Below are 10915 nucleotides of genomic sequence, written 5' to 3'. Positions count from 1 at the left end.
TCGCGGCAGCCGTGTTCGGCGTGGTCCTGGCGGTGCTGTTCCATTCCGGCGCGCTGACCGCGTGGACGTTCCTCGCGGTGGTGGCGGTCACCTTCTTCTTCGCTTCGGCGGGGGCGAGCGCCGCCTATCTCACGGTCAGCGAGATCTTCCCGATGGAGACCCGCGCCCTGGCGATCGCGTTCTTCTACGCGATCGGCACCGGTATCGGCGGCATCGCCGGCCCGCTGCTGTTCGGCCATCTCATCGACACCGGACGCACCGGCCCGGTGATGGTCGGTTTCCTCATCGGCGCCGCGGTGATGGCCATCGGTGGCGTCGCCGAACTCCTGCTCGGTGTGGACGCGGCCGGCCGTTCCCTCGAGGAGATCGCCGCTCCCCTGACCACCACCAAGAACACGAACGAAGCGAACACCGCGAACACCGCGAACACCGCAGACACCATGGACACCATGGACACCATGGACGCAAGCACGGCGGGCACAGGCACAGCGGGCACAGACAGTCGCGCGGTTGCCCCCAGGGGCGGGCATGCGTCAGGCCACGGCGCATGCCCGCCCCAGGAGGCGCCCGCATCCCACCAGGGTGATCGGCCGGGGCGAGTACCGGCCGGGGACTGACGGCGTGGGGATGCGGGCGGCGCGGTCAGCACACCGAGGGGGCCCACCTCACCGGGCGCGCGGACCCGGATGACGCTGGTGCGGAACCTGCACGCCGATCGGCGCGAGGCGGTTCATCTCGTCGAGTTCGTGGCGCCACAGGGTGGCGAGTCGCTCGTGGTTGGGCACGCTGTCACTGGCGGCGAAGGTGATGCCGACCCGGTCGCCGACGCCGAACAACGCCACCGACAGGTGCTGGCGCCCGGCGAGCAGCGGCCCGGTGCCGATGAGTTCGGTGACCTTGCGTCCGGCGACCTCCAGCGGACCGTACACGGTGCGGGCGTTCGTGGCGACCATCGCGAGTTCGTGGGTGCGTCCCCCGAAACTCGCCGCGTACGACAGCATGCGTGGGGTGGCGCGCTGGGCGACCGTGGGGAAAAGATGGTGTTCGACCAGGCCGATGCCGCCACGCTTGAGCGCCTTGGTCCGCTCGGCGATGCGGGCGAGCCGGTGGGCGGCGTCCGGTTCCCCGCACGGCAGGGCGACCCGCACACCCGAGGTGTAGTTCGACAGCACGTTCTGGTCGGCCGCGAGCCGGATGCTCACCGGCATCAGCGCGTGCACCGGACGGTCGTCGTGGCGCCATTCGAACTCCGACCAGGTGCGGATGGCACCGGCGAGCGCGGCGAGATAGACGTCGTTGACGGTGGCGTTGTGTCGGCGGGCGGCGGTGCGGATCTCACCGAGGTCGGCGGTGGTCCAGGTGTGCCGGGTGGGGCCCCGCGGCGGGCCGCCCCAGGCGTCGAGCACCCGCGTCGGTGACAGCACGTTCAGGCCACGGGTGACAAAACGCAGATAGTCGGCGGCCTTGGGCCGCGCGATCGACGTGGGCAGCCCGATGTCGGGATCGTCCTCGCCACCGAAGAGCAGGTGCAGCGCCCGGTAGAGCGCGGCGCCGTCCTGGGCGATGTGGCTGGTGCGGTACACCAGCACCGAGCCGGACGTCGTACCGCGGCGCCCACCCGAACCGGTGATGTCCGACGGTTCACCGGACGAGCCACCGGACGTGCCGGTGCTGTCGCAGATCAGGTAGATCTTCCACGGCTGGCTGTTCGTGTCGGTCGGCCAGCTGGCGATCTGGTCGATGGCCGCGCGGATGCGCCGATCGCCGACGGCGTCACTGTCACCGAGGCGTTCGGCCTGTTCGAGGGTCGGCAACGGGACGGCGGCGACATGGGCGTCGATGTCCATGTCGGGCTGGGAGACCCAGTGCGTCTCGGTGACGGTCGAGCGGCGGTCGGTCGGGCGGACGGTCACCGTTTCCAGCCGGTCGGTGAGCATCAGTGCCCGGGGCTGACGCAGCCGTTCGGCGACGTGCGCCCGCAGGTCGGCGAGTTCCACCGGACCATCAAGGAAAAGCACCGCGCCGACATCCTGGAACTCGCCCGGGTTCAGCCTGTGGAAAGCGAGGTACGCTCGGTCACCCGCGGTGAGTGGACGGGCGAACGCCCGGTTGTAGCCGGTCTTCGAGACCGAGTCGACGAGCGTCATCAGGCGCGCCCCCCATCCGAGACCGGGGAGTGGGCACACACGCTGATACCCCTCGGAACAATGCTAGCAGAACGGCGGGAAAGCGCGCCGCGCGGACCTGTACCCATGGACCTGTTTATCCCCGGGCCGTTCCGCCCTGACAACCTTGTGTCGCAGGTCTCGAGATACCAGGACGTTAAACGTGTCGCCCCCGGGAGCCCCCGCCCAGGTATCGCCATGTCAATGCAGCTGAAAAGGGGCCCACCCGCCCCCGCATGGCCCGGCGGTGTATCACCACGAAAAGGCCGAGCTCCTACTGCCGACGGGGTCGCCCGAATGTCCCGCCGTTTCCGGGCCCCACTGCCCTGTCCAGCTCCGACCCCGCACCCGCCAGCCCCGCCCCACGACGAGCGGCCGGACCGACCGACGTCCGGCCTCGACCGGCGGACAACCTTGACCGACGGGCGCGGCGGCCACCGGACGGGCGGGTGGGCATCCTGGGCACAGCGGGACGGACCGTCTCCCCGGGGGTGGGGGGACGGTCGGCCCACGCGAGGTGTGACCGAACGCCGGGTGACGGGCTCGTCGCCGGACTGTCCAGGGTCGTTAGGCTCGGTGTGTGAGCGAACATTTCGACGTGGTGGTGCTCGGCGCCGGGCCGGGCGGATACGTGGCCGCGATCCGAGCAGCCCAGCTCGGTCTGTCCACGGCGGTGGTCGAGGAGAAGTACTGGGGTGGGGTGTGCCTCAACGTGGGCTGCATCCCGTCCAAGGCGTTGTTGCGCAACGCCGAGCTGGTACACACCCTCACCCACGAGGCCAAGACCTTCGGCATCTCGGTCAACGGCGAACTGTCGTTCGACTACGGGGAGGCGTTTCGCCGCAGCCGCAAGGTCGCGGATGGCCGGGTCAAGGGCGTCCACTTCCTGATGAAGAAGAACAAGATCACCGAGTTCAACGGGCGCGGCACGTTCCTCGATGATCACACCCTGTCGGTGGCGACGGCGGACGGCTCCACCCAGACGGTGAGTTTCGACCACGTCATCATCGCCGCCGGCGCGACCCCGCGACTGCTGCCGGGCACGTCCCTGTCGGACCGGGTGGTCACCTACGAGCAGCAGATCCTCACCGAGAAGCTGCCGCGCAGCATCGTCATCGCGGGCGCGGGCGCGATCGGCGTCGAGTTCGGCTACGTGCTCAACAACTACGGCGTGGACGTCACGATCGTCGAGTTCCTCGACCGGATGGTGCCGCTGGAGGACGCCGACGTCTCCGCGGAACTGATCAAGCATTACAAGAAGGCCGGGGTGAAGGTCCTCACCTCGACCCGGGTCGACTCGATCGACGAGTCGGGCGAGCTCGTCCGGGTCACCGTGACCGGCAAGGACGGCACCTCCCAGGTCATCGAGACCGAGAAGGTGCTGCAGGCGATCGGCTTCGCACCGAACGTCAAGGGCTATGGCCTGGAGAACACCGGCGTCGCGCTCACCGAGCGCGGTGCGATCGACGTCGACGAGTACGCGCGGACGAACGTCCCGCACATCTTCGCCATCGGGGACGTGACCGCCAAGCTGATGCTCGCGCACGCCGCCGAGGCCATGGGGATCATCGCCGCCGAGACCATCGGTGACGCCGAGACCTACCCGATCGACTACGTGATGGTGCCGCGCGCCACCTACTGCCAGCCGCAGATCGCGAGCTTCGGTTACACCGAGGCGCAGGCCCGCGAGCTCGGCTTCGACGTGCAGGTCGCCAAGTTCCCGTTCATGGCCAACGGCAAGGCCCACGGTCTCGGTGAGACCGCCGGCTTCGTCAAGATCCTTTCGGACGGGAAGTACGGCGAACTGCTCGGCGCGCACATGATCGGCCCGGACGTCACCGAACAGCTCCCGCAGCTGACCCTGGCCCAGCGCTGGGATCTCACCGTGTCCGAACTCGCCCGCAACGTCCACGCCCACCCGACCCTCGGCGAAGCCGTCAAGGAAGCCATCCACGGCCTGGCCGGCCACATGATCAACTTCTGAGGCGCCTCCGCAGCACCCGCGTCAGGCCGGCCTCGCGGACAGGCCGGCCTCGCAGGTCACCAGCCTCGCGGGCCAGTCGGCCTCACAGGCCAACCAGCCGCACAGGCCAGGCGGGCCTCGTAGGCCAGCTCCGACGATCAGTGCACCCCGGCGGCGGCCGGCACCCGCGGACGAAACACCACGTGGGGTTCGGTCGAGCCGGGCCGCACCGCGAGAGCCGCCCGCACGGGCAGGCCGAGGGGCACCTCGTCGGCCGGAACCCCGTCGAGCCGCCCGGACAGCCTGACCCCCTCGGCGAGGGTGACCAGCACGAGGGCGTACGGCGCACGGCCGGCGAAGGCCGGGGTGTCGGGATGCCGCATCACCAGGACGCCCTGCACCACACCGGTCCCGTCGGCGGACTCGAGCACCGCCGGCCCGCCGCACTGCTCGCAGTCCCGGACCGCCGCGGCCACCGGCTCCAGCCACGCCCCACACCGCTGGCAGTGACCCAGCACGAACCGCTCTTCCTGCAGCGCCGCCCACAGCGCCCCCTGCGCCGACGGCCCAAGCACCTGCGGCCGCGTCACCTCCCCCGCACCGCCCGCGGGTCCACCCGAGGCTTCGGCGCCCACGCCGACGCCGACGTCAGCACCCAGACCGACGGCGACATCCACACCCGCGCCGGCCGCGACACCCGTACCCGTGGTGGAATCGGCCGCGGCCCCCGCACCAGCACCGACCCGCGCACCCGCACCCGCACCCGCACCCGCGGCAACGTTGATACCTACAGCGGCTGCGGCGTCATCCGGGTCGACGTCATCCACGACGCCGCCGGCATCGCCGACCGCACCCGGGATCGAGGGCCGCGGCGACGCCGAAGGGTGGACGGGGTGGATCACCCGTACATGCGGCTGACCACTGATCACTCGCTCCACACCCGCCTTCCGCGCTGGTTCCTCCCGTTCCAGCACAGCACCACCGGGCACCGAATTCCCCCGTTCCGCGCCGTCCCGCACGGCGATTACCGAACCGGCTTCCCTGCTCATGGTTCTCCCCTGGTCGCCGGTGATCCGTCCACGAGGGCCATCGGCCCGCGCCGGCGATGGCCGTGCCACCGTCGACCGCCAGGCGTCACGCCGATGCGCGTCTCTCGGGGGTACTACGCCCGGCGGTGCCCCGCCCCGCAGCCATCGGACGGGCCACCCGCCGCCTCGGCCGCAGCAAACCCCGGCGGTCGGCGACAAACACCCTTCTACCAGCAACTTCTATCGCAACCGGAGACGGTCGCACGCGCGGGGGTGGCCCGTCCCGGTGCCCGCGCCCGGGCATACCAGACCGGTGGTACCCGGGCCCGCCGTCCAGGCGTGGGCGCCCGGTTCCCACAGCGGCGGCCCCGCCGGCCCGGCACCCTCGTGACCGGTGCGCCGCGATGGCCCATCACAACCGGTACTGGCGCAACCACCTGGCACGCATGGCCGCATGGCCATCAGCCGGGCCAGCCCGCGCCACCCGACGCCACCCGGAGTCAGCCGGAGTCAGCCGGCGCGATCCGCGGGCGTCGCGATGTCGCGCGCCACGTCGATCGTGCCGACCGGCTGGCCCGGGAGCATGCCCGGCTGCGTGGGGATGAGGGCTGACTGGAAAACGGCGGCAGCTGGCTCGGCCGGCACCAGAACCTCGGCCTGTCCCGGATGAGATCCAGACGGGACCAGCGCGACACCAGGCTGACCCAGCGCGACACCAGGCTGGCCCAGTCCAGCACCAGGCTGGCCCAGCGCGGTACCCGCTTGATCCAGTGCGGCACCAGCCCGGCCCGGGAGGGGCGCGGTCTGGATGGGGAGGGACTCCGTCGGGGTGAGGAGACGCTCGATCTCCGAGGGCGCCCAGTACCCGGCCGCACCCGGGCGAGCCGCGAGGTAGGCGGCGATCTGCGCGGCGGGCCAGCCGTGCGCCTCGCGGATGCCCGCGGCCAGCATGGTCAGATAGCCGCCGGACGGCACGGACGGCTCGACGTCCGCCATCTGCCAGGGTGCGGTGAAGGTCAGCACCGGGACCCCGCCGCTGTGGCCCACCAGCACGAGGGTCTCGTACCGACCGGATCCGATCTGGGCCCGCCCGGTACGCAGCACCGCGGCCAGGTCGAGATCGGCTTCGGGCGTGCGGTGCATCTCCTGCGCGGCGACGTCGGCGAACTGCCCGGCGGTCAGCAGGTAGGCGCGGCCAGCGGTCTCCCCCGCCGCGGTGGGGTCGTAGAAGGAAACCCCACCGGTCCAGATCGCCGACTCCGAGGCGAAGTACATCGCTCCCGGCAACATGACCGGCATGGCGAGGCGTGGTGGCCGCGGATCCCGACAGCCCGGATGCCGGTGGGTGCTGCCGGGCGGGCAGCCGCCGGCCAGATAGTAGGTGAGCCGCGCGAGGCGCATGTTCGAGCCGTAGCTGGCGTACCAGACCAGCGCCGGGCCGCCCGAGCCGCCGGCCGCGCCCTGCGGTCCTGCCGCACCCGGCAGGCCGGCCAGGCCCGTCTCGCCATCGGGATCGGCCAAGCTGACCGGTGCGGTCAGGGGAAGGGACTCGCGCATGACTCCAGCATGAACACCCGTCGCCCCAATGGCCACGAGAACCCGACACTGCAGTGCCCCATCGAATGCCCGCCGCTGTCGTGGCCTCGGCCAAACCCGCCGGTGACGTCGACGGCTGCCCATGCGAGGCCAAAACGTCATTGCCGTCACACGCACGCACGGGGAAGCCGCACGAAACACCGGACATCTCTCCTCCCCTCCCTTCGCACCACTGGCGTGCGTCGATCGATGCGTCTCGGCAGGCAGGGCCGTGTCCCGCCCGGCCTCCGCACTGCCTCGGCCGCGTTCCACCCACCGCGCCCACCGCGAGGGAACCCTCCGGTGCACCGGTCCAACGGGCACAGGCCTCGCGAGCCCAACCGTGAACGGCTCCCGATGCCCACGAGCACGACAGGACGACCGGTGGAACGGCACGCTGGCACCACTCCGTCGCCCCAATGGCCCTCCACACCTTCTCGCACCTATGCCGTGGAGAAAAGATCGGGACGCGGCTGGCTATACGGATTGCGCCGGGGGCGACGCTGCGGATCGATATGCTCCGGAGGAATGAACGTGGGGCGCCGATCCACGTCCATGACAATATCCCAGTGCTCGTGATGCACCCGGTTGTGATGATGCCCGCAGAGAAGCACGCCGTTATCCAGCGCGGATTCGCCGCCATCCAGCCAGGAGACCACATGATGCGCATCCGTCCATGACGGGGGCCGATCACAGCCGGGGAACGCACATCCCTGATCCCGCTTGATCAGGGCCCGGCGGATATGCGGCGGGAACGTGCGCCGCCAGGGTCTCCCACCCCACCGTGACCGTCAGATGCGGCCGGGTCCCCCCTGACGACGGCACCGTATCGGCTGACAGCGCCCGATGCGCGAGCTCCACCAGCGCATCCGCCCGGCGCCGAGCGGGACTGCGCTCATCACGGATTCCATCGGCGCTCGGCGCGGGGGCGGACAGACCATCGAGCGCGGTGCGCAGCAGGCCTGCGCCTTCAGCGTCAAGTTCCCCGCTGATCAGCGTCGTGCCTGAGGCCGTATCGGCGAACGTCAGGCGCCGCGCCGCATGCGGATCCACCGGAGCGCCGCCCGCGTCACCACCACCGTCGCCGCTCTTCTTCGTGCCGGGCTTGCCACGGCCCTCGTGCTCACCCGTCAGCGCATCCGCCTCGGGATCGTCCCCGCCCGGGGAGTCATCCACGTACGTGAGGCGCTCGCGAATCTCCACGCCGTACTTCTGCAACTCGCGGCGATCCATGAACTGGGCCGCTTCCAGCATCAGAGCTTCGGCCTTCGCGACGGCTTCCTGGGGAAGGTCCTTCGGAAGCCGGCGCAACGCCTCAACGATCGACCGGGCGTTCTCCGGACCCAGTCGCCCGTCGGCCAGCGCCTGGCCGACCGCCCGATAAGGACCTTCGACGGTGTCGCGGGCCAGCGCGATCTCCCGTTGCGCATCATCGCGGGTCATCTGCAGGCGGTCGCACATCCAGGCCGGCAGATCATCCGAGCCCGTACTCGCGGCGAACCCACGGGCCCCGGCCTCGACCAGTACCTGACTGCGGGCGGCAACCACCTGGGAGGCCAACGCCCGTACACCCTCCAGTACCTCACCGACGTCCTCGTTCGACCACTGCCATGACGGCGATGACAACAGATCCGCCATCACCTCCGACAGCGCGGCCAGACACTCGACCGGACCGGACCGCGTTCCGGAGCCAGCTGCCGCGACTGCGCCGGCAACCGAATCCGGGCCAGCGCTGGCGCCAGCTACCGATCCTGAACACGGTTCTCCTGACGGAATGGGATCCGCCGCACCACCGGCCGACAGCTCGTCGCCTCCGGACAGGAGAACCCGGCCGGTAGCTCCGGGAATCAGATGCCGAACACCGGCGGGCATGGAACCGGAGGCGACTTCACCAACCTTCCCGGCGGAGCCGGGCGGCGGCGCAGGGCCGTCCGGAGAATTTTCCTTGAACATCATGAACACAGCATCTACCACGCACACTTCGATGTCGAACGCTAGTTCGAACCATCTGATGTCTAGTCCGAACAGGCCACGTGTCCACAGCAGGACCAGCGGGCCCTCCGAACAGGCCGGCCGACAAGAGCACCAGCCACGACGGTCGCATATCACCAAGGAACCCTGGAGTCCTACAGGAAGCACCGGACAGCGAACACGAGAAGGAGAAGTTCATTCCGCCAGAAGTCGCCAACCCCAGAATGGGAATTTATTTCCGTCTCGGAAATCCGGAGCACCACCCTGGATCTCCGAACACCCTTGCCAACTTTGCGCTTCCGGGCGATCTTAATACCAGGGTGTGCAAACCGGATTCACGACGTCCTCGAGCTGAAGCCCGACGACCACAGCCGCGCCGTGAGGGGCGGCTGTGCCGCGCAACCGCCCCTCGTTCCCCCGCGAGCTCGACCGGTTCGATGCGGCACCGAAGGCGTTGGGTCAGGTCTCGTTCGCGCCTTCCTGGGATGGTCGCCACGGGCCCGCGAGGTGGCCACCGTCAACGACCATCTGGGCCCCGGTGATGTAGCTCGCCTCGTCCCCGGACAGGAACAGCACCAGCGCGGCGACCTCCTCCGGCCGGCCCAGCCTGGGGATGGGTTGCCAGTCCACCAGCCGCTGGACGTAGGCCCGGGACGCCGCCGGAATGTGCGGTGTGTCAATGACACCGGGGTACACCGCGTTGACCCGAATGCCCGCCGGCCCGAGTTCCCGGGCCGCGGAACGGGTGAGCCCGGTGAGCGCGGCCTTGGTCGCCGCGTAGCTGGACAGCCCGGCGATACCGACCAACCCGTCGATCGAGGAGATGTTCACAATGGCACCGGCGCCCTGCCGGCGCATCGCGGCGGCGACCGCCCGGGTGCCGTAGAAGGCGCCGTTGATGTTCACGTCGACCATCTGGCGGTGCTGTTCGAGCGGCAGCTGCTCAAGCGTGCCGACCGCGGCGACGCCGGCATTGTTCACCAGGACGTCCAGGCTCCCCCAGCGGGCCAGCGCGCTCGCGACGACCGGCTCCCAGGCGGCCGCGTCGGTGACGTCCAGGTGGGCGAAGACCGCCGCCTCCCCGAGTTCGGCGACCAGCGCGGGGCCGCCCGTGGAGTCGATATCGGCGACCACCACGCGGGCGCCCTCCGCCACGAACAGCTGAGCCTGCGCCTTGCCCAGGCCACTCGCGGCACCCGTGATGAGCGCGACCTTCCGTGCCAACCTGTCCACCATTGCGGTCCCTTCCTACCCGTTACGCCGGACGTTCCTCGAGCGCGACGGCCGCGAACGGGCGCCGGGTCCCGGACAGCCCGACGACCGTCGATCTGCGCTTCCGGCGGGTGGCCGGGTCAAGGACGACGCTGTAGCCGCGTTCCCGAACGGCGGCCGCGGCCTTGCGCAGCCGGGCCCGCATCGCCTCGTTCAGGTCCGGTGCCCGGGCTGATCCACCGTTCGAGTTCCGTCTCGTCCCAGGCGGCGCAGGCCAGACTGTTGGGCGGTACCAGCGTCAACCCCGAACCCACCGTACCGAAGTACCAACCCCGAGTTGATATATCGGCGACCATGGTGGCCGCCGGGGTCAGCTCCTGGGCTTCGTCCACGACGAGGATCGCTCGGCGAGAGCGCCGAGGGCTCGGTCGAGGGTGCCGGGGTAGATCGGTTCGGGCTGGGTGGCGGCGTCCAGGCTGCGCAGCTCCTCCTCGGTCAACACGAGGCTCGCGGCGCCGAGGTTGTCCTCCAGCTGCTCGATCCGGCTCGGCCCGACGATGACGGATGTGACCCCCCGGCTGGGCCAACAGCCAGGCCAGCGCGACCTGGGCCATCGAGACACCGTGCGCCCGGGCGACCAGGTCCAGGGCGGCGCGGGCCGCGCGCAGGGTGGGACCGGGCAACGGCGACATCGTGCCCATCCGGCGGCGCCCCGGGGCGCTCGGGGTGTCCCGCCATCCGGTCAGCTGACCCGCGGCCAGCGGGCTGTAACACAGGACGCCGACGTTGTCGGCCCGGCAGTACGGCAGGAGTTCTGCTCCAGATCGCGGTGGACCAGCGAGTAGCTGCACTGCGTCGAGCTGATCAACGGCGCGTCGCGGACCCGCTGCCGGGCCTTGACCTCACCTCGACATCAGCTTCTACGGTGACCTCGAAGCACCCACGCCACGGCATCCCCGCCCCATACGCGCCACGCGCCACAGACCACGCGCCACAGACCC

General features: G+C 70.4%; 9 protein-coding genes and 2 pseudogenes. 2 read left to right on the top strand and 9 right to left on the bottom strand.

Annotation, left to right across the window (positions count from 1 at the left end):
• A pseudogene (locus G6R24_RS22410) lies at positions 1-617 on the top strand (hypothetical protein); the annotation flags it as partial.
• A gap of 48 nt (positions 618-665) precedes the next feature.
• On the opposite strand, the gene G6R24_RS13510 reads toward G6R24_RS22410, so the two are convergent.
• Positions 666-2147 carry a WS/DGAT domain-containing protein gene (locus G6R24_RS13510; protein WP_163549604.1) on the bottom strand — a complete coding sequence of 494 codons (1482 nt, stop codon included), beginning with the start codon at positions 2145-2147 and terminating at the stop codon, positions 666-668.
• A gap of 598 nt (positions 2148-2745) precedes the next feature.
• Between G6R24_RS13510 and lpdA the strand changes: the two genes are divergently transcribed.
• Entirely contained in the window at positions 2746-4149 is a 1404-nt protein-coding gene (gene lpdA, locus G6R24_RS13505) for a dihydrolipoyl dehydrogenase (RefSeq protein ID WP_163549603.1), read from the top strand.
• 137 nt (positions 4150-4286) lie between these two features.
• Here lpdA and G6R24_RS21660 read toward each other — a convergent pair whose 3' ends face one another.
• From G6R24_RS21660 to G6R24_RS24145, 8 genes and pseudogenes are all read right to left on the bottom strand, one after another.
• Entirely contained in the window at positions 4287-5177 is an 891-nt protein-coding gene (locus tag G6R24_RS21660) for a Zn-ribbon domain-containing OB-fold protein (RefSeq protein ID WP_192029128.1), read from the bottom strand.
• 489 nt (positions 5178-5666) lie between these two features.
• Positions 5667-6713, bottom strand: a complete 1047-nt coding sequence (locus G6R24_RS24535; protein WP_225438485.1) for a hypothetical protein — start codon at positions 6711-6713, stop codon at positions 5667-5669.
• A gap of 461 nt (positions 6714-7174) precedes the next feature.
• Complete coding sequence (locus G6R24_RS22400) at positions 7175-7390, bottom strand: hypothetical protein (RefSeq protein WP_263864057.1); 216 nt, start codon at positions 7388-7390, stop codon at positions 7175-7177.
• Between the two features lie 31 nt (positions 7391-7421).
• A complete protein-coding gene (locus G6R24_RS13490; RefSeq protein WP_225438487.1) occupies positions 7422-8687 on the bottom strand; it encodes a DUF222 domain-containing protein in 1266 nt (421 codons plus the stop codon).
• A gap of 474 nt (positions 8688-9161) precedes the next feature.
• A complete protein-coding gene (locus G6R24_RS13485; protein ID WP_263864056.1) occupies positions 9162-9926 on the bottom strand; it encodes an SDR family NAD(P)-dependent oxidoreductase in 765 nt (254 codons plus the stop codon).
• A gap of 31 nt (positions 9927-9957) precedes the next feature.
• Positions 9958-10119, bottom strand: a complete 162-nt coding sequence (locus G6R24_RS13480) for a hypothetical protein (protein WP_163549600.1) — start codon at positions 10117-10119, stop codon at positions 9958-9960.
• Positions 10120-10284: 165 nt separating this feature from the next.
• Positions 10285-10536: an aldo/keto reductase gene (locus tag G6R24_RS23330; RefSeq protein WP_263864055.1), complete on the bottom strand. Its 252-nt coding sequence runs from the start codon at positions 10534-10536 to the stop codon at positions 10285-10287.
• Positions 10505-10765 (bottom strand): annotated as a pseudogene (locus G6R24_RS24145) (aldo/keto reductase); the annotation flags it as partial. The gene G6R24_RS23330 and the pseudogene G6R24_RS24145, both read right to left, overlap by 32 nt.
• Between the last annotated feature and the right edge of the window lie 150 nt (positions 10766-10915).

It is taken from the genome of Candidatus Frankia nodulisporulans (genome assembly GCF_902806475.1).
Classification (GTDB): domain Bacteria; phylum Actinomycetota; class Actinomycetes; order Frankiales; family Frankiaceae; genus Frankia; species Frankia umida.
This window is presented reverse-complemented; position numbering and strand designations above follow the sequence as displayed.